Source organism: Arthrobacter sp. E70, assembly GCF_058266945.1.
The window spans coordinates 1-20,031 of the sequence record NZ_JBYQFR010000017.1; the positions used below are offsets into that span (position 1 = coordinate 1).

A 20,031-nucleotide genomic window follows, 5' to 3' on the forward strand; every position below is an offset into this window, starting at 1 on the left:
AAACTGACACAGCCGGCTCCGCAACGCGGGGCCGGCTGTGCCGCGTCCTGGACCCTTGGCTCCGGGGAGCTGCCGGGATTAGCGTTTGCCCTTCTTGCGGGAGCCCTTGCCCCTGCCCTTGTCCGGGTTGGGTGCGTACCGCTGCGCAACTTTCGGAGCCTTTTTGGGTGCTGCGCCGCGGCGGTCCGGTTTTGGCTCCTTCTTCACCTTTACCGGCTGCGCCGAGGGCTGGCGGGAGCTTTGGGCCGTCCGGCCGCGGACGATCCCGATGAATTCCTCGAGCACCTCATCGGTGGAGTCGCTGGGCCAGACCAGCGCGATTTCGGTTCCGGCCGCCCCGGTGAGCCTGCGGGCCACGGTGTCCTTGACGTTGAAGTGCCGCGCGACGGGCATGGGAAGGACCACCAATCCGGCGCCGGCGGCGACCAGCTCAAGAGCCGGCCCGGCTCCGCCCAGGGCAGGAACGTCCATGAACGCCTCCTGTTCCAGGTCCTCAAGCGCCACTTCCTCGAACACCGAGATCTCATGGCCTTTGGGTGCGACGACCACGGGCTGCTCCTCGTACAGGGGAATGACGCTGAGGCCCTCCCGCTCCACGGGGAGCCGCACGAAGCCCATGTCCGCACTTCCGGCGCGGACCGCCGCAAGCTGCGCGTCGCCGTCGTCCACCATGAATGCCTTCAGAGGTATATGCGGCATCCGTTCCTCCCAACGGCGGATCCACTTGCCGGGGGTCACTCCGGCAACATAGGCGATTCGCAGTTCGCGGGGGGCTGCCTCGGCAGCCGCGGCGTCGTTGACTGCTGGAGGGGTATTGTCGGCGGGCACGTCTTCACAGTACCCGTCGCCCGGATACCCTTGAAGCATGACCTCTGCTAACTCCCAGTCCATGAAGCCGGCCACCGTTGCCAAGAAACTTGGCATCTACCTGCCGGCAACGCCGCAGGAGTTCCAGGATTCGACCATTACCCGTGAGGAATTCGCCGAGCTCCAGGCCAACCCGCCGGAATGGCTCGCCGAGCTCCGCCGGAACGGTCCCCACCCCCGCCCGGTGGTCGCGCAGAAGCTGAACGTCTCCATCAGCGGCCTGGCGCGAGCGGGCGTGGAGGAAGCACTGACGACGGCGGAGATCACCGCGCTGCTGCAGGCTCCCCCGCAGTGGCTGGTCACTGAGCGCGCCACGCACGCAGCCGTTAGGGCCGAGGCGCAGCGGGTGAAGGAAGAGGCTGCGCAGAAGGCCGCAAAGAAGGCCCGCGCACAAGCCAAGTAGCAGTCAGTCCTGGTGGATCTGGACGTAGTTGCCGCACCCGTCGTCGAACACGGCGCTGGTGCCGAACTGGTCGGTGGTGGGCGGAGTCTTGAAGCTGACACCGGCGGCAACCAGACGGTCATACTCTGCCTGGACGTCCGGGACTCCGAAGACGATGGCGGGCAGGCCGGCCTCGCGCACGGCGTTCATATAGTTCGCGCCGATCGGGTTGTCGCTGGGCTCCAGTAGCAAACCTACGGAGCTGTCGTCCGCGCCCGGGTCCTTGATGATATAGAGGTTGTACTCAGGCATGGCCATGAGCGTGTCGAAGCCCAGGGTTCCTGTGTAAAACGCGTGGGCGGCGGCTGGATCCTGGACGTGGATGCTGCACATTTTGAGTCTCATGGCCCTACGCTACCGCCGGCACACGGCCGTTTTGCAGTCGCTGCGTTACCCAATTGCCGCCATTGACGCTCCGCCTTGAAGAGGGTGCAATGGAAGGACCAGTCCGGGCTTTGCGGCCGGGGCCGAGTGTCTAGGGAAATAACGGGCGCTGGAGGTACGGGGTGTCAGGCGTGGCCGAGTCGTTGGTACAGGGCCTGCTTCACGGTGCGTGGGCCGTCCTGGTGTGTGGTCCGGTGCTTGTTGCCAGTGTGGCCGCCACCGTCTTTGTGGTCCGACGGCGGTCCCTGGCTCCAAAAGACGGGGAACCTGAGCGTGCGGACCAGCTGTTTTGGGACCTGTTCCTCGGTGCGTGCGTGGCCCTTCCTGCGCTGCTGATCCCCGCGCTGTTTTCGCCGTGGGCGGGACTGGTCCTGGCCGGGGCAGCCGGCGCTTCCGGGATTGCCGCCTACCGGGGAACCCCCCGACTCCTGGCCCGGCGCACCGCGCGGCGGGAACGCCGCCGGGAGCTCGCAGCCCACCAGGTTGCCCGGGCGAGGCACGACGAACTGATGGTCCGGTGGCGCCGCTATGAACTGGACCCGGCCTGCAGCATCGACTACCCGGCACTCACGGATGTGCGGCTCCCGGAGACGTCGGCCCTGATCAAGGCCATGCGGAAGGCAGACGAGCTGCGCACCGTTCCCCACCAGGACTACCCGGACGCCGTCGGCAGCTTGGCCGCATCCCTCGCCGCGGCGGAACGGGCGGCAGGGATCCCCCCAGCCCAAGCGGCTGGACAGGCCTGACATTAACTGCTGTGTCGGCAGCGGTGGAACCGGCCGGGCCGGCGGCGATAGCATCCCAGGATGAAGCCTGAGGAATTCCCGGCCCATGACCAGTACGGCCGCCTGTTGGAGGACCGCGGGGTCTGGCGGCAGGCCACCACCCTTGAGGGGGCCGGTGAGCTGACCGCCCGCTGGCTGGAGGGTGGCAGCTCCTACCAGCCCGGACATTTTGCGCCCGCATTCGACGCCGAAACCGGCCCCCTTGCCGCGGCACTGGCCGAACTGAATCGGAACGGCCTGTTCACCAGGGAGTCCCAGCCGGGCATCCTTGCCGATGCCGGGGCGCAGCGGGAATATGTCACGGGGTTTTGCAGTGCCGCCACGGCGGCGGACCTCCTGGCCCTTTCCACCCGCACCGAACTGGTCACTGTGGCCCACTCCCCCGGCGAGGCCAGCAGCGCTGCCATTCCGGTCACCATTGCGGGGACGGAGATCACCACCGTGCTCGGCTCCAGCGAAAACCCCGTGGAGGAGGAGCAGATCCGGGACTGGGCGGAGGAAACCAACGACTCCCTGGCCCTCCTGCTCGCGGATTCCTGGTATGTGGAGATCCTTGATCCGGTCTGGGGACGCAATGGCGTGCTGCTGCCGGCGGTGCTTCAGGCCCTGAAAAAGGCGGAGCAGCCGTAGCCGCTCCGCCCCTTTCAATCTCCGGCACTGCTAGAGCTCCACGGTGCCGCTTTCGCCGACGCTCATGCGGCTGTGCGTAACCTTGGATTTGACCCATTGCAGGACCGTTGCCGCGGTTCCGCCCGGGCTGGTCCAGTACTCCGCGGAGTCGGAATCAATGTGGAGCAGGCACACCTCGGGGGTGTCCGGGCCGTCGGGGAACCAGGCTTCAACCGCCTGGTTCCACAGCTCGTGGATCTTGGCCCGGTCGGTGACCACCTGGGCGGTTCCGGCCACGGAAACCCACTCCGTGTTCTTCCCGAAGGCGACGTTGACGCGGGAGTCCTTGCGGACGTGCGCAACCTGTGAGGTGCCGAGCCCGGTGAAGAACCACATGTCGCCGTCGTCCTTTACCTCCTGGACGGCCAGCGGCCGGCTGACGAGGGCGCCTTCTTCGTTGATGGTGGTGACCATTCCGATCCTGGAATCGTTGATGATCTCAGTAACCTTGCTGATGCTCTGTGCGTCAGTCATGCCTCACCTCGTTCGTCTGAAGTCGGGGACGCTCCCCGCCGCCAGCCTATTAGTAAGCATGCTTATTTACCAGTTGGCTGCCACCGGGATCTTTGCCACTTCTACGATGCGGGCGGCGGTGGTGCGGCCCATGCGGATGGCGCCGTCCACATGTTGGTATCCTTCGGCGGCAAGGTCGGAGGAGGACCAGTAGATGGGACCGACCGGGGCGTGCTGGTCCTTGCCGTAACGGTGCAGGCCGCCGAGGTCGTAGCTGGCCGCGTAAGCGCCGCGCGTCCATTCCTCCGAGCCCCAGTCGGACTCGTAGTAGACCTCCGGCGCCAAGGCCTCGACGCCAAGGTAGCCGGCGATGGATTCCAGAATGGCCTTCCGGCGGTCTTCGGCGCTCAGCTCAAACATGGCGTCGGCTTTTTCATCCGAGACGAAGCCCACCAGCGTGCCGCGCGCATCGCCGTGGTTCGTGTTGTCATAGACCTCCTGCACCAGGGCGTCCGCGCCGAAACAGGTGCCGGAAAGCCCCTTGTCCCGCCAGAAGGGGGTGCCGTACACGGCGTGGACCTTGATGACCAGGCCCAGGGACTGGTGCTGGTGCATCTGGTGCTGGCGCCGCGGCAGCGGAGGGTTGAAGGAGACGCGGGAGTAGAGGTTGGGCGGCACGGCCATGATCACGAACCGGGCTTCCACAGTGGCGCGGTCCGAAACAACGGCCGCGCGGTGGCCGCCGTCCGCGTCCGGCTCCCAGTTGATGGTGCGCACCGGGGAATCAAGGATGACGTCGTCGCCCAGCTCCTCTGCCTGCAGCAACGAGACCTGCTGCATCCCGCCCACCACGCGGCGGTCCAGGATGAAGTCCTCGTCCGTGAGGTGGGTGAAGGACCCGGCCGAGGCTGCCATCAGGACGGCCTGCAGGGCAGAGAAGGCGTGCGCCGGCTTGGTGAGCATGCCGCCGGCGATGAATAGCCCGATGTTCTTGCAGGCTTCCTCGTTGGACGAGTTCTGCCGGAGCCAGTGGTGGAAGGAAATGGTATCCAGTTCGCGCGCCTTGGGGTGCGCCCAAGGCTCAGCAGGTCCGATCTCGGCGGCGAGTTCGTCCAAAAGGGCCACCAGGCGGTCCATCTCGACGGCGGTGGCCGGGTCCACCGGGAACGAGTCACCGGTGTAGCGCACGGGTGCGCCGTCGGCGCCGATGTAGATGGACTCCCCCTCGCGGTAGCGCGGGTACGTCTCCAGATTCAGTTCCTGCAGGAGCTCGAGGAGGGCAGTCTGGTCCGGGGAAACCCACTGGCCGCCGATCTCCAGCATGGCGCCGTCCACGGTGTCCGTCCAGGTCCGGCCGCCCACGCGGTCGCGGGCCTCCAGGACGGCTACGGTCAGGCCGGCTTTCTTCAGTTCACGCGCAGCAGTCAGCCCGCAGGGCCCGGCTCCAACGACCACGACGTCGCGGTTCAGGTTCAGCATGATGTCCTCTCTGCGGTCCCTAGTGGCAGGAACCACTAAATGAATGCCATTCATTTAGTAGAACTATAGCCCGCGCCCGCCGGGAGCGGAAGTGCCGGATGGAATAATGCTGGAGACCATCAACGAAAGGCCAGCAATGCCGGCAGTACCAGCCGCGACGGGAAGCATCACCAGCAACGGCGGCACACAGAAGAGGCGGGCGGGGCGACCCTCCGCGGCAGTGCTGGCCAAGTCAGGGATCACTGCCGCGGCACTGGAGCTGGTGAGCCGCAGGGGTTACGAGGGGTTGACCATGGCCGCGCTGGCGAGAGTGCTGGATGTGGCTCCCTCAGCTCTCTATAACCACGTGGCCTCCAAGCAGGACGTGCTGCTCCTCGTGGAGGACCACCTGATGTCCCTCGTTGATGTGTCCGGCTTCAAGACCGGGCCGTGGGAGGACGCCGTCCGCACTTGGGCCTGGAGCTACCGCGACGTTTTTGCCGAACACACACCGCTCATACCCGTGATCGCCGTCCTGCCGGTCACAGACGCACCGCAGACCCTGGGGATGTATGAGACCGTCAGCAAGGGATTTTCTGACGCCGGGTTTCCGCAGGAGCGGATCGTGCCCGCGATCGTGGCACTCGAGTCCTTCATTTTCGGTTCCGCTTACGACGTCACTGCCCCGGAAGACATCTTCGACTCCGGATCCATGGCGGATTCCACCCCTCACTTCACCACCGCCGTCCGGAGCTCCGCGGGCAAGGAGCGCGGCCGGGCCGCCGACACCGCATTCAGCCTGGGGCTCGGTGCGCTCATATCCGGACTGGGTGCACTCCGCGGCCGGGCCGGCTGAGCCAAAAGGCCCCACGCGGGAAAAGACACTTGTAACACAAGTTGTTGACTTATATCCTAAGCGGGTGGGCGAAGGAGCCCAGTCCCGCCTTTAGGAGAACTTATGAGCACTGTCGACCTCATCCGGCACGTCAAGCTGTCCACCGCCCGGCTGCCCCTCGCCGTACCGATCAGCGACGCCAAGGTCTTCACCGGACGGCAGAAGCCCATGACTGAGGTGGTCTTCCTGTTCGCCGAGATCACCACCGAGCTCGGCCACAGCGGCATCGGCTTCAGCTATTCCAAGCGCGCTGGCGGCCCGGCACAGTACGCCCACGCCAAGGAAGTCGCCGAGGGCCTTCTTGGTGAGGACCCCAACGACATCGCCAGGATCTACACCAAGCTCCTCTGGGCCGGCGCCTCGGTGGGCCGGTCCGGCGTCGCCACCCAGGCCCTTGCCGCCGTCGACATCGCGTTGTACGACCTCAAGGCCAAGCGTGCCGGACTGCCGCTGGCCAAGTTCCTGGGCTCCTACCGTGATTCCGTGCGGACCTACAACACCTCCGGCGGCTTCCTGAACGCTTCGCTGGATGAGGTAAAGGCCCGCGCCACGCAGTCAATCGAGGAGGGTATCGGCGGCATCAAGATCAAGGTGGGTCTCCCGGACAGCAAGGAGGACCTGCGCCGCGTGGCCGGCATCCGCGAACATATCGGCCCGGACGTGCCGCTCATGGTGGACGCCAACCAGCAGTGGGACCGGGCCACGGCCCTGCGCATGGGGCGCCGCTTTGAGGAGTTCGACCTTGTCTGGATCGAAGAACCCCTGGATGCGTATGACTTCGAAGGCCACGCCCACCTCGCCCAGGCCCTGGACACTCCCATCGCCACCGGCGAGATGCTCGCCTCCGTGGCAGAACACAAGGGCCTCATCGCCGCCAACGGGTGCGACATCATCCAGCCGGACGCCCCGCGCGTCGGCGGCATCACCCAGTTCCTCCGCCTCGCCGCCCTCGCCGACGAACGCGGCCTGGGCCTGGCACCGCACTTCGCCATGGAAATCCACCTGCACCTCGCGGCCGCCTACCCGCGCGAGCCCTGGGTGGAACACTTCGACTGGCTGGACCCCCTGTTCAACGAACGGCTGGAAACCAAGGACGGCCGGATGATCGTCCCGGACCGCCCAGGCCTTGGCATCACGCTCAGCGACCAGGCCCGGGCGTGGACCACCGAAAGCGTGGAGTTCGGCGCCTAATGTTGACGCCGTAATCTTGGAACCATGAGCCGGAACCTCACTGCGGACCTCGCCGCCGACCTTCGCAACCGCATCGTCGACGGCGTCATCCAGCCGGGCGAGAAGCTCCCCAGCGAGAACACGCTGATCAGCGACTTCGGCGTCAGCCGGACCGTGGTGCGCGCCGCCCTGACCCGGCTGCAGGCAGAGGGACTGGTGGAGACCGAGCGGGGGCGCGGCAGCTTCGCGCTCACGCCGCCCACCGATGGGCCCTCGCCAGGACCGGGGGCCCGTCCGGTGGCCACCACCGAGGACAGGCTGCACCTGCTGGCGTTCCGCATGGGGGTGGAGACGGAAGCTGCAGCACTGGCTGCCCGCAACCATACGGAACGGCAACTGCGGGCCGTGGCGGCGGCGCTGGAAGCCTTCACCGAAAGCGCCGGCCACCCCGCCCATGCCATGAAGGCGGACTTCGAGTTCCACCGCGCCGTGGCCGCGGCGTCCGGCAACCCCTATTACTCGGACTGCCTGGCATCCCTGGGCCAGACCATGATCGCCATGCCGCGCACCCGCCTGATGACCGGCGTCGAACATTATGCCCGCGACCACTTCGACCAGGTGGTGCAGGAGCACCGGTCCATCCTGGATGCCATCGCGGACGGCGACGAAGCGGCGGCAGCGGCCGCCATGCGCAGCCACCTTGCAAGCTCACGACGCCGGTTCAAGGCTTCCGCGCGCCCACCGGCCTAGGCGCGGCAACACCCGACACGGGACGCAGCACCAGGGGACGCGGGGGTGCGAAGTCCGGACACGGGTGCGAATTCCGAAGGTTGGTGCAATCCGGCAGACCCTGGGTTTCGTGCCGCAAACGCAAAAGAGCCCCGGTCCGAAGACCGGGGCTCTTTCCATTGCGTGCGCGAGGGGGGATTTGAACCCCCACGCCCTTTCGGACACTGGCACCTGAAGCCAGCGCGTCTGCCGTTCCGCCACTCGCGCGCAACTTCTCCCACTTGGCCGCCCCGGTTTCCCGGTTCCGCGCCTCGTAAAAGCAGCGAGATCAAGCATAACGGACATCTGCGGCAAATTACCAATCGGCCTCCGCAAGGTGTCCGGCACCATGTGAAAACCGGACGGAATCCTTCCCGGAAGGCATGCGCCGTGTCACCGCTGGATCCGCTGGAAGCCGGATGTATCCGAACCTTTACCAACCCATGCCCGGTGCTGATTAAGGCCATTCACAGGGCTGGCCAGTAGTATCGGATGTAAGAGTGGCTGCCGCCTGCAGGGACACCACACGGTGTTGAACTGCCATGCAGGTGCTGGTCTCCAACGGATACTGCCCCGGAGCCGGGGGGAAAGGAGAAGGACCATGGGTCTGCTTGACAAGGTGGAACGCGGCATTGAAAAGGCCGTCCGCGGTGTCTTCTCCACCGGATCCAAGGCACAGGTTGAACCCGTGGAGATCGCCAGCAGGCTCCGCCGGGAAGTGGACCACAAAGCCCTCACCGTGGCCGCCGGACGCACCCTCGTGCCCAATGTCTTCGACGTCCAACTCAGCGATGACGACTTCAGGCGTGCCCAGGAATGGGGAACCCCCCTGGCGGAGGAACTCTGCGACGTCGTGATCAACCACGTCCGCGGCCAGGGATACACGCTGCAGGGACCGGTCCGGATCTCCTTCCGGCGCGACGCCGGGCTGCGGGCCGGCGATTTCGAGATTGCCTCCGCCACCGAAAAGTCGCAGGGCACCGGGGCCGCCCAGCCCCGACCCACCGTTCCCGCCGCACCCAGCCGCCGGCCGGCCAGGCTCCAGCCGGTACTGGACATCGAGGGGCAGCGCTATTCGCTGAACGCGCCCTCCATCATCCTCGGCCGGTCCTCGGAGGCCGACATCCACGTCGAAGACACCGGCGTATCCCGCCGCCACCTCGAAATCCGCACGGACAACGGCATCACCAGCGCCGTGGACCTCGGCTCCACCAACGGCAGCTACGTCAACGGCCAGCGGGTTTCGGGAAGCACTGAACTCACTGACGGCTCCACCATCACGATGGGACGGACAAAGATCATCTTCCGCCTGCTTCCCGCGAGCCCGGGTGGCCACGCATGAGCGACCTGACCATCACCGCGCTGCGGTTTGGCTTCCTGCTGCTCCTCTGGGTGCTCATCTTCAGTATCGTCTCCGCCATGCGGCGCGACCTCATGGTGGGCCGCAAGGCAGCCGCGGGCGCCCCGTCCGCACGCCAGGTGCGGCGAAACCCTGAACTCGCCGAGCCGCCACAGACGCCCGTGAAGCAACAGGCCCGGCAACTGGTGGTGGTGGAAGGCCCGCTCAAAGGCAGGACCCTTCCGCTGGCCGCGAGCCCAATTCTGCTTGGGCGGGCCCAGGAAGCAACCCTGGTGCTGGAGGACGACTACGCCTCCGGCCGGCACGCCAGGCTCTTTCCCCAGGGCAGCCGCTGGTTCATCGAGGACCTCGGCTCCACCAACGGAACGTACCTGGGAGACCAGCAACTTACCCGTGCCCTGCCGGTCGAGCCAGGGGTACCCGTGAGAATCGGCAAGACGGTCATTGAATTGAGGCCGTAACCGTGGCGGCCACCGAAAACCCCGCACCTGGACCCAAGCCCGGAGAGCGGCCCCTCATCATGCGCTTCGCGGCCCGCTCCCACGTGGGACGGATCCGCTCGAAGAACGATGATTCGGCCTATGCCGGACGCCATCTCGCCGTCGTGGCCGACGGCATGGGCGGCCATGCGGGCGGTGACGTGGCTTCTGCGGCCACGGTCCTGGACATGATCCACCTGGACCGGGCGGACTATGAAGGCGACGCCTCGACCACCCTCGCTGACGAGATCCAGACCGCGAACTCCCTGCTCTCCGAACTTGTGCACATCAATCCCAAACTGGCCGGGATGGGCACCACCGTCACCGCCCTCCTGCTGGCGGAAGGAAAGCTGCACTTCGCACACATTGGTGATTCCCGCGCCTACCGGCTCCGGGACGGCGAATTCAAGCAAATCAGCGTGGACCACACGTTCGTCCAGCGCCTGATCGACGAAGGCCGGCTCAAGCCTGAGGAAGCGGAGACGCACCCGCACAAGAACGTCCTGATGCGCGTCCTGGGCGATGTCGACGCCAGCCCGGAACTGGACCTGGACACGCTGGACGTGAAACCGGGCGACCGCTGGCTCCTTTGCTCCGACGGGCTGAACTACGTCGCCGGACACGCCGTTGAACGGACGGTCCGGGAGACCAGGGACCTGGCGGAGTGCGCTGGAACCCTGGTGGAACTGACGCTTGAAGCCGGCGCCCCGGACAACGTCACCGTGGTGATGCTGGACATCGCGGAAGAAACGCCCGACGACGTCAGCACGGCCGCCGTCGAGATCGTTCCGCCCGTGCAAGGCAGCAAGCCCGCTGCCGCGGCGGAGGTGCCGCCCGCCACCAGGGACACTGCGGTGGAACCGGCAAGTGGCCAGAAGCCTTCCGGCCAGGGGGCGGGCGGCGCGGAGAAGTCCGCCGAAGCCTCCGGACAGGAAGCTCGGGACGCCGCCTCCGGCAAGGGCGGGGATTCCGCTTCGACGGAACCTGGCAGCACCGACCCGCACCTCGGTGAGCACCTTTCCGCCGAGGTCCTGCGGGAAGAACTGGCCTCACGCCCCCACCATCTTGTCGGTGCTGCAGCCGCGGCCGCGGAATCCGGCTCCATCCCCACCGTTGCCGGCCGCACCGTGGCACGGCGCGCAGCCACCCTCCTCACGCACAAGGCCGAACCGGCCGGCGACCCGGCCGATACCCTGGTGCCCCTGCGTCCCCGGCGTTGGGTGGCATGGTCCATCGCCGCGGCGGTCGTCGTCGTGGTGGCCGTGGGCCTCTGGCTCGGGTACGCGTGGACCCAGACGCGCTATTACGTGGGCGAGTTTGATTCCCGGGTGGCCATCTATAACGGCGTCTCCCAAAGGCTCGGCCCCATCCAGCTGTCCTCCCTTGAAGCCGTGACGGAGATCCGGATGGATTCGCTTCCACCCTTCTCCCAGCAACGCGTCCGCCAGACCGTGCCCGCCAACGACCTTTATGACGCACAGCGGATCGTGAAGAACCTGGAACTGACGGGAACCACCTCCCCGGAACAGGAATGCCCCACGCCGTCGGCCTCCGCTTCGCCCGGGGCCTCCCCGGCGGCCAGCGCCGCGCCGCCGCCCGCTGCGGATGCCACGGCAACACCGGCACCAACTCCTTCCCCCACACCTACCATCACCTGCGAGGCGGCCAAATGAGCCAGGTAAACACCATGCCCAAGCCTCGCCGCAACGTAGAGCTCGCGCTGCTGATCCTGGCCCTTGCCGTGGGAATCGGTGCCAATATGCTGGTGGGCGTTGACGCGGAGAAGGCTTTCGACTCAGACTTCTGGTTCCAGTCCAGCCTGCTGGCAGCAGCCGCACTGGCATTCCACGGCGTCCTCCGGTTCCGTGCCAAATATGCCGACCCCGTAATACTTCCCATCGTGGTGGCCCTGAACGGCCTCGGCCTTGCGATGATCCACCGGCTGGACGCTCCCGGTGACGACACGGGAAACAACCAGCTCCGGTGGACACTGGTGGCCATGGCCGTGGCGATCGCCGTCGTGTTCTTCCTCAAGGACCACCGCGTGCTGCGCCGGTTCACCTTCATATCCCTTGCTGCCAGCGCATTGCTGCTGATCCTGCCGCTTGTCCCAGGAATCAGTGCCGGGGAGATCCTGGGTGCCCGCGTGTGGATCCGGTTCGGGCCCATGACGTTCCAGCCCGGCGAGGTCGCCAAGATTACGCTGGCCATATTCTTTGCCGGGTATCTTTCCTCCAACCGGGACCTCATCCTGCTGGCCGGCCGCAAAATCGGCCCCCTGCAGTTTCCCCGGTTCAAGGACATGGGCCCCATGATTACCGCGTGGCTGGTCAGCATCGGTGTCCTGATCTTCCAGCGCGACCTGGGCTCCTCCGTGCTGTTCTTCGGTCTTTTCATCGTCATGATCTACGTCGCCACCAGCCGCATCAGTTGGGTGGTCATCGGCCTGGCGCTGATCCTCGGCGGCGGCTTCGTAGCAGCCCAAGTGTTCTCCCACGTCCAGCAGCGTGTCTACGGCTGGCTTAACGCTTTCTCGCCCGAGGTCTACGAAACCGGAAGCCGCCAGGTCATTGAAGGCCTCTTCGGCATGGCCAACGGCGGGCTGGTCGGGACCGGCCTTGGCCAGGGCCGTCCGGACCTGGTCCCGTTTGCCAACAGCGACATGATCATTGCCTCGCTCGGCGAAGAGCTGGGCCTGATCGGGCTGTTCGCCGTCGTCCTGCTCTACCTGCTCTTCTTCACCCGCGGATTCCGCGCGGCCCTGGGTACGCGGGACGCCTTCGGAAAGTTGCTCGCCTGCGGCCTGTCCTTCGCGGTGGCACTGCAGTGCTTCGTGGTCATCGGCGGCGTCACCCGGCTCATCCCGCTGACCGGACTCACCACACCGTTCCTGGCCGCCGGCGGCTCCTCGCTGCTGGCCAACTGGATCATCGTTGGACTGCTCCTGCTGATCTCCCATGCGGCCCGCGGCCCGGTGGACACCACCCCGCTGCCTCCGGCCGGCGCCGCGGCGGCAACCGGCATTGACACTCCCACCGAGGCGGTGAAGCAGGCGTGAACCAGGCAATCAGGCACTCGTGGGTGGCGGCTGTCGCCATGTTCGCACTGCTCTTTGGCGCCATCAGTTTTGTGCAGGTGGTGGGTGCGGACGACCTCAAGACCAATCCGCTGAACCAGCGCGCCATCCTGCAGAATTACTGCAATGATCGCGGCGCCATCATCGTTGGCGGAAGCCCTGTGGCCGAATCAGTGGAAACCGGCTCGGAGACGTGCAAGTTCCAGCGCACATACCCGCAGCCGGAACTGTACGCCGGGCTCACCGGCTACTTCTCCAAGAACTACGGTGCCACCGGCCTGGAGCAAAGCATGGGCTCCGAACTGGCAGGAGACTCCGACCAGTTGTTCCTGGACCGCGTGGGGCAGCTCTTCCTGGGGAACCAGCCCAAGGGCGCGTCGGTGGAACTCACCATCGATCCCCAGATCCAGCAGCTTGCGTACAGCCTGATTCCGGACGGCCAGCGGGGGTCGATCGTGGTGACCAACCCCAAGACCGGTGCCATCCTTGCCATGGTTTCCAAGCCGTCCTACAACCCGAACCTCGTGGCCACCCAGGATGCGACCGCCGAGAGCGCCAATATCAACGAGCTGGTGAAGGTGCCGGGCATCAACCTGAACCAGAACGTCAGCGGTCCCACTGGTGAACTGCTGGCCCCCGGTTCCGTCTTCAAACTCGTGGATACCGCCGCCGCGCTTGCCTCCGGCAAGTACAACAAGGACAGCGTGCTCCCGAACCCGGCCGAGATGCCATTCGATGGCATCCAGTACAAGCTGCCCAACTACGCCGGCGGCAACTGCTACACCCGCGATACCGCCGGTTTTGCCTTCGCCCTGCAGCAGTCCTGCAACACGCCCTTCGCCAGCATTGCCCTGGACCTGGGCCGCAACGCGATCGCGGAGCAGGCCAAGAAGTTCGGTTTCGGCGAACAGGTGGGCGACCAGCTGAAGCTGGGCCACGCCCAGGGCAATGGGTTCCCGGACAACCTGGACGCGCCGGGACTGGCGCAGTCGGCCATCGGGCAGAAGGACGTCCGCGCCACGCCGCTGCAGATCAACATGATGACCTCCGCCATCGCCAACGGGGGCGTCCAGATGCAGCCCAAGCTCATCAAGACCCTGCGTTCCCCGGACCTTCGCGTCATCGACGAACCGCAGCCCCAGCAGCTGCGCACGTCCACCACCCCGCAGATCGCCAGCCAGATCACGGAGTGGATGGCCAGCGCCGTCAGTGACGGCATTGCCAAGGGTGCTGCGGTCCCCGGCGTCCAGGTGGCCGGCAAGACAGGAACAGCAGAGCTCGGGAACGGAACCAACAACTCCTGGTTCACCGGCTTTGCCCCCGCAAACAATCCGCAGGTGAGTGTCACGATCGTCATGGAGGGCGTGAACATCACCACCGGCGCACAGCTGACCAGTCCGAACGCGAAGAAGATTTTTGAGGCGGTGTTGAATAAGTGAGGCCTACAACCGGAATCACCCTCGGCGGCAGATTCCAGCTGACCACACGGATCGCGATCGGCGGCATGGGGGAAGTCTGGAAAGCCAAAGACCTCGTCCTCGGCCGCATCGTCGCGATCAAGGTGCTCAAGGAGGAATACACCGGCGACCCCGGCTTCCTCCAGCGGTTCCGGGCGGAGGCCCGCCACACCGCACTGCTGAACCATGTGGGAATTGCCAATGTCTTCGACTACGGCGAAGAGGAGGGCTCAGCCTACCTCGTCATGGAACTGGTGCCCGGGCAGCCGCTGAGCAGCATCATTGAGCACGAGCAGGTGCTCTCGCCGGACCGCACGCTGTCGATTATCGCGCAGACCGCCCGCGCGTTGTCGGTTGCGCACGCGCAGGGCCTGGTCCACCGGGACGTGAAACCCGGCAACCTGCTGATCACCCCCGACGGACGGGTCAAGGTCACCGACTTCGGCATTGCCCGGTTGGCAGACCAAGTGCCACTGACGCAGACCGGGCAGGTGATGGGCACCGCCCAGTACCTTGCGCCCGAGCAGGCGACCGGCCAGACCGCCACCGGTTCGTCCGACATCTATTCCCTGGGCGTCATCGGGTACGAGTGCCTGTCGGGCCACCGGCCCTTCTCGGGTGAGTCACAGATCGCCATCGCCCTTGCCCAGGTCAACGACGCCCCGCCGCCACTGCCGGAGTCTCTGCCTGCCCCTGTCCGTGCGCTCCTGATGTCCATGCTTGCCAAGGATCCGAAAAACCGGCCTGCCAACGCCATCAAGCTGGCCGAGGCCGCTGAAGCCATCCGCAACGGCGACATCGGCGCCGCCCGCGCCGCCGTCCCCGGAATGCTCCTTTTTGATGCGGACACGGGCCCGATCACCGCCCCGGTGGACACCACCACCGCCCCCACCGGTGTCATTGGCGCCCAGCGCGATTCCTCTCCCGCCGCCACCTCCGCCTTGCCCGTGCTTGGTGCCGGCGCGGCCGGTGCTGCGGCCGGGATGGCAGCAGGGGCCGCGGGGGCTTCTGCAGCCGAGGGCGAAGGCGCCCAGGGACCGCTTGCCCGGAGCAACGCGATGGCGGCCGAGCGGAGCTGGGACCAGGAAGAGGAAACGTACGACGACGGACCGGCCGATGAACCGCGGCGCAAGGGCCGCAGCCCCTGGACCTGGCCCCTGGTGGCGTTGATCCTGCTGCTGCTGTTCGCCCTGGCTGGCTTCCTCCTGAGCCAGCTGGGCCTTTTCTCGCCGTCCGGCAATCCCACCTCCGGCAGCACCAGCAGTGCCGCGTCGACCTCGGCCAGCCCCACCCGGACCACCCAGTCGGCAACACCCACCCAGACCCGGAACACGCCAACGCCCACGCCGACCCCCACACAGGACACGGTCAGCGTTGTGGCAGCCGGCTACCTCGGCAAGGATGTTCAACAGGTACGGACACAGCTTGAAAGATTGGGACTTCAGGTGACTGTCCTGCCGCAGGAAAGCGCTACGGACGCCCCCGGTACCGTTCTGGAACTGAACCCCACTGGAACAGTTCCCAAGGGTTCGCTCATTACCGTCGTTTATGCGACAGCCCCCAAACCTGCGCCCACCACGGCGGCACCCACCCCTACGCCCACAACATCCTCCCAGGCGGGTCCCACCCCCCTTTCGCCGCTGCCAACCTGTGCCACCGGCCAGGTGCCGGGAACGCCGCCGGCCTGTACTCCTTAGCCGCCGGGATCACCAGTGAATGAGTCACCACGCACACCGTTGCACCGGGAGGACAGCCTGCCGGTGGATAACCGGCGCATCCTGAGCGGCCGGTACGAGCTGGGCGGTCTCATTGGCCGGGGCGGCATGGCCGACGTCTACCGCGGCACTGACACCCGGCTGGGCCGCACGGTCGCCATCAAGCTGCTCCGTCCGGACATGGCCAGGGACCCACAGTTCCAGGCCCGGTTCAAGCGGGAGGCGCAGGCGGTGGCTGCGCTGAACCATCCCTCGATTGTTGCCATCTTCGACACCGGCGAGCACCTGGTCCATGACGGCTCCGGCGAGGACGTCCGGGTGCCGTACATCGTGATGGAATACGTGGAGGGCCGGACCCTCCGTGACCTGATCCGCGCGAACGAGATCAGCATCGGGCAGGCTATCGACTACTGCCTGGGCGTACTCGGCGCGCTGGAGTACAGCCACAAGGCCGGCATCGTGCACCGGGACATCAAGCCTGCCAACGTGATGTATTGCGAGGGCACCAATTCGGTGAAAGTGATGGACTTCGGGATCGCCCGCGCCATCGCCGACTCCTCGGCCACGATGACCCAGACGCAGGCAGTGGTGGGCACCGCCCAATACCTGTCGCCCGAACAGGCCCGGGGCGAAACCGTGGACGCCCGCAGCGACCTCTATTCCGCCGCCTGCCTGCTCTACGAAATGCTGACCTCGAGGCCGCCGTTCATCGGCGACAGCCCGGTGTCGGTGGCGTACCAGCACGTCCGTGAAATCGCGGAACCGGCCAGCAGCCTCAATCCTGACGTTTCGCCCGCGCTGGACAGCGTGATTGCCAAGGCGCTGCAAAAAAACCGCGATGACCGGTTCCAGGATGCCGCCGCCTTCCGCCGCGCCCTGCGGGCCGCCCGGGCCGGTGTTGCCGTTCCTGCCCTTCCCGCGTCGGAAGCGCCCACCGACCCCAACGACCACGTTCCTGCAGCCCCGGCCCCGGCCACCGAGACCCTTGCCGCCACGGGCGCGGGCGTCCGGGACGAGGCGCCCACCGGCATCCTGACCGCCGCAACCATGTTCCATGACGACGACGAAGCGATAGTTGCCGCGCAGGGAATGGACAGGCGCACGGCAGCGGAGCCGGCGCCCCTGGGACTGCGGCCGGAACGTGAGCAGAGCCCCCGGCGGAATTCCCGGCGTCGTGCGTGGATTGCCACCCTTGTGGTCTTCACGCTCCTGGTGCTCGCGGGCGCCGGCCTGTGGCTTTACGCGACGGTCAACCGGCCTGCACCGCCTGCACCAAAGGTGCAGATACCTGCGGTGGCCGCCATGACCGAAACCGCTGCCCTGCAGGAGTTGTACAACGCGAACCTGAAACCCAGGATCGCCCGCTCGCAAAACGACACCGTGCCCAAGGGAACCGCCATCGGCACGGATCCGGCCGCCGGTGCCACCTTGGATCCCGGCGCCGAAGTGGTGCTGAACATTTCCGACGGCCCGAGCTCCGTGAAGGTCCCGGACAACCTGCCAGGGAAGACAGAAGCGGCCGCACGCGACATCCTGCGGCAAGTGGGGCTGGTGGGGGCGCCCTCCACCACGACGGCGAACAGCGCCACCGTGCCCGCCGGGATCGTCATCACCACCAGCCCTGCGCCGGGGCAGAGCGTTGGCGTGGGAACGACCGTCGAACTCGTGGTTTCCACCGGCAAGGTGGCGGTTCCGGAGCTCCGCGGCCGGACCCGGGAAGAGGCGGAAGCCGCGCTCAAGGAGCTGGGCCTGGTCCCAGCAGTGATCGAGGTGGAGAACGCGCAGGTGGAGCCCGGCAGGGTGACCGATCAAAGCGATCCCGTCAACGCCGCCGTGGAGCAGGGAAAGACCGTCACCATCGTGGTGGCCAAGGCGCCGCCGTCGCCAACACCCACGCCTACCCCGACGCCGACGCCGACCCCGACCCCGACGTCGACGAAGAAGGGCTGACGGAGGCGGGCCCTGGGCTTGCCTGATCCGGTTTTGTCCAGGGAGCGGGCTCAGTGCTGGATGAGCGGGCTGAGCTTCGCAGCGCGGGCGGCGGCACCCTTCATGCCGAGCGACTCCAGCCAGTTGCCCAGCATCTGGTAGCCGCCCTCGGTCAGCACTGATTCGGGGTGGAACTGCACCCCGCAGAGGGGGGCGGTCCGGTGCTGCAGGCCCATGACCACGCCGGATGCGGTCTGGGCAGTCACTTCCAGGACATCGGGGATGGAATCCCGCACGGCCGCCAGGGAGTGGTAGCGGGTGGCAGTGATGGGGGAGGGCAGGCCGGAGAAGACGCTGGTGCCAATGTGTTCCACCAAGGACGTCTTTCCATGCATGAGTTCGGGGGCGTGCGTCACCTTGCCGCCGAAAGCCTCCGCCAGCGCCTGGTGGCCCAGGCACACGCCGAACATGGGAACGCTGTTTTCGCCGCACCACTTGATCAGGTCGATGCAGACACCGGCTTCGGCGGGATTGCCGGGGCCCGGGGAGATCAGGACGCCATCGCGGGTGCTGGCCAGTTCAATGGCCTCGGCCAGCGTGACGTCGTCGTTGCGGACCACCGTGGTTTCGGCGCCGAGTTCCTGGAGGTAGCCCACCAGGGTGTAGACGAAGCTGTCGTAGTTATCCACTACCAGGATCTTGGTTGTCATGGCTGGTCTGCGGAACCAATCGTTGAGTCGGTGAATTGGGTGAAGTGGGACATCCAGGGGAAAAGGAACTGGACCATCAATACCAGTGCAACGGCAATGAGTACCAGTGAGAAGACGATCCGCAGCCAAAGCGGCCCCGGGAGGTGGCGGAAGATCCAGGCGTACATGCTCAGCCCCGTCCCGTTGCCGCCGCCACCTGGGCCGCGATTTCAGCCGGCGGTCCGGCCGACGCAGGACGCCAACTGTCCAGCAGGGCGTAGGCGATGATGCGCTCTTCGGCGCCGAAGCGGGGGTTGCAACTGGTCATGGTGAGGTAGCTTTCGGTGGGGGCAACACCTGGCTGCGTCGGTACCGGTTCAAGGACATCGGTGCGCGAGGGCAGCACTATCTGGTTGTTGCGGAAGACGTAGACGTAAAACCCGTCCTTTGTCTGTACGTAGATCTTGTCGCCCGGTACCAGGGTGTGAATGTTGTCCAGCACGGCGCCGTGGGTCTGCCGGTGGCCGGCCACGGCGAAATTTCCTACCGCGCCCGGCATGGCCGTGTTGCTGTAATGACCCAGGCCCAGGGTGTCAAGGACGTCCTGGCTGGTTCCCTGCACGATGGGCCTGGTATAGCTGGGGCCGAACCTGGGGATGTACATGATGCCGATCGTTCCGGCATGCCCGGGGGCCGTGCCCACCACCGGCGTGCCGAAGTCCTCAGCAGCGGCTGGCGGAGTTGTGGCCCCGGGTGCCGGTTCAGTGGGGGCAGGCGCAGCCAGGTCCTGGGCGAATTCCTTAATGACCTGGCTCTGCTTGGCATCCGACTCGACGTTGGTCCACCACAACTGCCAGGCGACGAAGAGCAGGAGGATGATCCCTGCGGTGATGAGCAGTTCGCCCAGGATCTGGACTGTTCCGCGGAGGAAGGCGCGGCGCGGCGCCGGGGCGGCGGTACGCACCGCCTTCTCCTGCAATACCACGCGCTCTCCTCGGACGTTTAGGCTGGGCACTGGCTGCCCATGAACTGCCGGTAGAATTGGCTGCTAGTAAGAATCCAGATTTGACCAAGATCGCGCAGACCGCTGGCAACTTCCTTCTTGCAGGATATCAAGCCCGGGACGCCGAGCTTGCCCAGCCCGCCAAGGAGAGCCAGTGCCCGAGTCAAAGCCTCGCAAGAAGACCGCCAGCACCGCCGGGCCGGCTGCCCCGGAGGCCTACAAGCCCAATCCGGTCTGGTTCAAGCCTGTGATGTTCGGTCTGATGATCATCGGGCTCTTCTGGATCATCACGTTCTACATCAGCGAGGGCCGCTTCCCGGTCCAGGCATGGCAGTCCTGGAACATCGTGGCCGGCTTCGGCATCGCCATCGTTGGCTTCCTGATGACCACCCGCTGGCGTTCCTAGCCAGCTTCCTGCTGTTCCCGCCGTCG

Annotated in this window: 20 protein-coding genes and 1 tRNA gene; 14 read left to right on the top strand and 7 right to left on the bottom strand. The window is 66.4% G+C overall.

Features of this window, described 5'->3' with window-relative positions; genetic code table 11:
- Positions 1–78: 78 nt before the first annotated feature.
- Entirely contained in the window at positions 79–867 is a 789-nt protein-coding gene (locus tag AC3IMC_RS17955; protein ID WP_490920080.1) for a LysR family substrate-binding domain-containing protein, read from the bottom strand.
- Between AC3IMC_RS17955 and AC3IMC_RS17960 the strand changes: the two genes are divergently transcribed.
- Positions 866–1,270, top strand: coding sequence for a DUF5997 family protein (locus AC3IMC_RS17960; protein WP_490920082.1), 405 nt, complete (start codon positions 866–868; stop codon positions 1,268–1,270). The genes AC3IMC_RS17955 and AC3IMC_RS17960 overlap by 2 nt on opposite strands.
- Before the next feature lie 3 nt (positions 1,271–1,273).
- Here the strand turns inward: AC3IMC_RS17960 and AC3IMC_RS17965 are convergent, their stop codons facing one another.
- Positions 1,274–1,654 (bottom strand): VOC family protein, encoded by a 381-nt coding sequence (locus AC3IMC_RS17965; RefSeq protein ID WP_490920083.1) that lies wholly within the window; start codon positions 1,652–1,654, stop codon positions 1,274–1,276.
- A 170-nt stretch (positions 1,655–1,824) separates the two neighbouring features.
- Here AC3IMC_RS17965 and AC3IMC_RS17970 point away from each other — a divergent pair, with 170 nt between their 5' ends.
- Both AC3IMC_RS17970 and AC3IMC_RS17975 read left to right on the top strand, forming a co-directional pair.
- Positions 1,825–2,439: a hypothetical protein gene (locus tag AC3IMC_RS17970; protein WP_490920084.1), complete on the top strand. Its 615-nt coding sequence runs from the start codon at positions 1,825–1,827 to the stop codon at positions 2,437–2,439.
- Between the two features lie 60 nt (positions 2,440–2,499).
- Positions 2,500–3,108 carry a DUF6919 domain-containing protein gene (locus tag AC3IMC_RS17975; RefSeq protein ID WP_490920085.1) on the top strand — a complete coding sequence of 203 codons (609 nt, stop codon included), beginning with the start codon at positions 2,500–2,502 and terminating at the stop codon, positions 3,106–3,108.
- Positions 3,109–3,138: 30 nt separating this feature from the next.
- On the opposite strand, the gene AC3IMC_RS17980 is transcribed toward AC3IMC_RS17975, so the two are convergent.
- Positions 3,139–3,621, bottom strand: a complete 483-nt coding sequence (locus AC3IMC_RS17980) for a pyridoxamine 5'-phosphate oxidase family protein (RefSeq protein ID WP_490920086.1) — start codon at positions 3,619–3,621, stop codon at positions 3,139–3,141.
- A 66-nt stretch (positions 3,622–3,687) separates the two neighbouring features.
- Positions 3,688–5,079, bottom strand: a complete 1,392-nt coding sequence (locus tag AC3IMC_RS17985; RefSeq protein WP_490920088.1) for a flavin monoamine oxidase family protein — start codon at positions 5,077–5,079, stop codon at positions 3,688–3,690.
- Between the two features lie 136 nt (positions 5,080–5,215).
- On the opposite strand from AC3IMC_RS17985, the gene AC3IMC_RS17990 reads away from it, so the two are divergent.
- The 3 genes from AC3IMC_RS17990 (at position 5,216) to AC3IMC_RS18000 (ending at position 7,873) form a co-directional block, all read left to right on the top strand.
- A complete protein-coding gene (locus AC3IMC_RS17990; protein ID WP_490920090.1) occupies positions 5,216–5,914 on the top strand; it encodes a TetR/AcrR family transcriptional regulator in 699 nt (232 codons plus the stop codon).
- Positions 5,915–6,016: 102 nt separating this feature from the next.
- Positions 6,017–7,144 (top strand): L-talarate/galactarate dehydratase, encoded by a 1,128-nt coding sequence (locus AC3IMC_RS17995; protein WP_490920092.1) that lies wholly within the window; start codon positions 6,017–6,019, stop codon positions 7,142–7,144.
- A gap of 24 nt (positions 7,145–7,168) precedes the next feature.
- Entirely contained in the window at positions 7,169–7,873 is a 705-nt protein-coding gene (locus AC3IMC_RS18000) for a FadR/GntR family transcriptional regulator (RefSeq protein WP_490920093.1), read from the top strand.
- Positions 7,874–8,036: 163 nt separating this feature from the next.
- Here the strand turns inward: AC3IMC_RS18000 and AC3IMC_RS18005 are convergent.
- Positions 8,037–8,119 (bottom strand) — tRNA-Leu (locus tag AC3IMC_RS18005).
- Positions 8,120–8,492: 373 nt separating this feature from the next.
- On the opposite strand from AC3IMC_RS18005, the gene AC3IMC_RS18010 reads away from it, so the two are divergent.
- Genes AC3IMC_RS18010 through pknB form a run of 7 tightly spaced genes read left to right on the top strand, consistent with a single transcriptional unit; the run spans position 8,493 to position 17,928 of the window.
- On the top strand, positions 8,493–9,233 hold the full coding sequence (locus AC3IMC_RS18010; protein WP_490920094.1) for an FHA domain-containing protein: 741 nt from the start codon (positions 8,493–8,495) through the stop codon (positions 9,231–9,233).
- The gene (locus tag AC3IMC_RS18015; RefSeq protein WP_221384447.1) at positions 9,230–9,712 is read left to right on the top strand and encodes an FHA domain-containing protein FhaB/FipA; all 483 of its coding nucleotides are present in this window, start codon (positions 9,230–9,232) and stop codon (positions 9,710–9,712) included. The genes AC3IMC_RS18010 and AC3IMC_RS18015 overlap by 4 nt, the downstream gene beginning before the upstream one ends.
- A 2-nt stretch (positions 9,713–9,714) precedes the next feature.
- A complete protein-coding gene (locus tag AC3IMC_RS18020; RefSeq protein ID WP_490920095.1) occupies positions 9,715–11,403 on the top strand; it encodes a PP2C family protein-serine/threonine phosphatase in 1,689 nt (562 codons plus the stop codon).
- Positions 11,400–12,788: an FtsW/RodA/SpoVE family cell cycle protein gene (locus tag AC3IMC_RS18025; protein WP_490920096.1), complete on the top strand. Its 1,389-nt coding sequence runs from the start codon at positions 11,400–11,402 to the stop codon at positions 12,786–12,788. The genes AC3IMC_RS18020 and AC3IMC_RS18025 overlap by 4 nt, the downstream gene beginning before the upstream one ends.
- Positions 12,785–14,245 carry a peptidoglycan D,D-transpeptidase FtsI family protein gene (locus AC3IMC_RS18030; protein WP_490920098.1) on the top strand — a complete coding sequence of 487 codons (1,461 nt, stop codon included), beginning with the start codon at positions 12,785–12,787 and terminating at the stop codon, positions 14,243–14,245. Before AC3IMC_RS18025 ends, AC3IMC_RS18030 begins: the two co-directional genes overlap by 4 nt.
- Positions 14,242–15,960: a serine/threonine protein kinase gene (locus AC3IMC_RS18035; RefSeq protein WP_490920099.1), complete on the top strand. Its 1,719-nt coding sequence runs from the start codon at positions 14,242–14,244 to the stop codon at positions 15,958–15,960. Before AC3IMC_RS18030 ends, AC3IMC_RS18035 begins: the two co-directional genes overlap by 4 nt.
- 15 nt (positions 15,961–15,975) lie before the next feature.
- A complete protein-coding gene (pknB, locus tag AC3IMC_RS18040) occupies positions 15,976–17,928 on the top strand; it encodes a Stk1 family PASTA domain-containing Ser/Thr kinase (RefSeq protein ID WP_490920101.1) in 1,953 nt (650 codons plus the stop codon).
- A gap of 50 nt (positions 17,929–17,978) precedes the next feature.
- Here the strand turns inward: pknB and AC3IMC_RS18045 are convergent, their stop codons facing one another.
- Complete coding sequence (locus AC3IMC_RS18045) at positions 17,979–18,617, bottom strand: aminodeoxychorismate/anthranilate synthase component II (RefSeq protein ID WP_490920102.1); 639 nt, start codon at positions 18,615–18,617, stop codon at positions 17,979–17,981.
- Positions 18,618–18,786: 169 nt separating this feature from the next.
- Positions 18,787–19,581 (bottom strand): class E sortase, encoded by a 795-nt coding sequence (locus AC3IMC_RS18050; protein ID WP_490920103.1) that lies wholly within the window; start codon positions 19,579–19,581, stop codon positions 18,787–18,789.
- A 172-nt stretch (positions 19,582–19,753) separates the two neighbouring features.
- On the opposite strand from AC3IMC_RS18050, the gene AC3IMC_RS18055 reads away from it, so the two are divergent.
- A complete protein-coding gene (locus AC3IMC_RS18055) occupies positions 19,754–20,005 on the top strand; it encodes a cell division protein CrgA (RefSeq protein ID WP_490920104.1) in 252 nt (83 codons plus the stop codon).
- The last annotated feature ends 26 nt before the right edge of the window (positions 20,006–20,031 follow it).

What these genes read in the sequence shown, in the direction of transcription:
- AC3IMC_RS17960 (WP_490920082.1), top strand. Translation starts at nt 866, where the DNA reads ATGACCTCTGCTAACTCCCAGTCCATGAAGCCGGCCACCGTTGCCAAG.
- AC3IMC_RS17955 (WP_490920080.1), bottom strand. Translation starts at nt 867, where the DNA reads ATGCTTCAAGGGTATCCGGGCGACGGGTACTGTGAAGACGTGCCCGCC.
- AC3IMC_RS17965 (WP_490920083.1), bottom strand. Translation starts at nt 1,654, where the DNA reads ATGAGACTCAAAATGTGCAGCATCCACGTCCAGGATCCAGCCGCCGCC.
- AC3IMC_RS17975 (WP_490920085.1), top strand. Translation starts at nt 2,500, where the DNA reads ATGAAGCCTGAGGAATTCCCGGCCCATGACCAGTACGGCCGCCTGTTG.
- AC3IMC_RS17980 (WP_490920086.1), bottom strand. Translation starts at nt 3,621, where the DNA reads ATGACTGACGCACAGAGCATCAGCAAGGTTACTGAGATCATCAACGAT.
- AC3IMC_RS17985 (WP_490920088.1), bottom strand. Translation starts at nt 5,079, where the DNA reads ATGCTGAACCTGAACCGCGACGTCGTGGTCGTTGGAGCCGGGCCCTGC.
- AC3IMC_RS17990 (WP_490920090.1), top strand. Translation starts at nt 5,216, where the DNA reads ATGCCGGCAGTACCAGCCGCGACGGGAAGCATCACCAGCAACGGCGGC.
- AC3IMC_RS17995 (WP_490920092.1), top strand. Translation starts at nt 6,017, where the DNA reads ATGAGCACTGTCGACCTCATCCGGCACGTCAAGCTGTCCACCGCCCGG.
- AC3IMC_RS18000 (WP_490920093.1), top strand. Translation starts at nt 7,169, where the DNA reads ATGAGCCGGAACCTCACTGCGGACCTCGCCGCCGACCTTCGCAACCGC.
- AC3IMC_RS18010 (WP_490920094.1), top strand. Translation starts at nt 8,493, where the DNA reads ATGGGTCTGCTTGACAAGGTGGAACGCGGCATTGAAAAGGCCGTCCGC.
- AC3IMC_RS18015 (WP_221384447.1), top strand. Translation starts at nt 9,230, where the DNA reads ATGAGCGACCTGACCATCACCGCGCTGCGGTTTGGCTTCCTGCTGCTC.
- AC3IMC_RS18025 (WP_490920096.1), top strand. Translation starts at nt 11,400, where the DNA reads ATGAGCCAGGTAAACACCATGCCCAAGCCTCGCCGCAACGTAGAGCTC.
- AC3IMC_RS18045 (WP_490920102.1), bottom strand. Translation starts at nt 18,617, where the DNA reads ATGACAACCAAGATCCTGGTAGTGGATAACTACGACAGCTTCGTCTAC.